Origin of the sequence: Microtetraspora sp. NBRC 13810, assembly GCF_030268685.1 — a bacterium.
GTDB lineage: Bacteria > Actinomycetota > Actinomycetes > Streptosporangiales > Streptosporangiaceae > BSRQ01.
Genome location: NZ_BSRQ01000072.1, coordinates 1 through 478 on the forward strand (window position 1 = coordinate 1; position 478 = coordinate 478).

Sequence of the window (478 nt, forward strand, 5' to 3'; positions counted from 1 at the left end):
TCGAGACCGATCGGGGGCCGTGGGTGCGGGCGCTGGCCGCGGCGGGGTACCGGGTGTTCGGGGTGAACCCCAAGCAGGCCGCCCGGCATCGCGAGGTGATGGGCAACTCCGGGGCCAAGAGCGACAAGGCCGACGCGCACGCGCTGGCCGACATGGTCCGCACCCGCCGCCACCAGCTCCGCGAGATCGCCGCCGACTCCGACCAGGCCGAGGCGGTCAAGGTCGTCGCCCGCGCGCATCAGACGATGATCTGGGAACGGACCCGGCACATGCTGCGGCTCCGTTCGGCGCTGCGGGACTACTTCCCCGCCGCGCTGGCCGCCTTCCAGCCGCTCGGCCTCACCAGCACGACCGTGCTCGCCCTGCTGGCCAAGGCCCCCACCCCGCAGGCCGCGGCGAGACTGACCCTCACCCAGATCACCGCGGCGCTCAAGGGGCACCGCGACAAGCCCGCCAAAGCCGCCGCGATCCAGGCCGG

At 74.1% G+C, this 478-nt stretch carries 1 protein-coding gene; it reads left to right on the forward strand.

The annotated features are described in order from the left end of the window. A partial coding sequence (locus QSK26_RS41495; protein WP_285780861.1) for an IS110 family transposase occupies nt 1–478 on the forward strand: 478 nt, incomplete at both ends.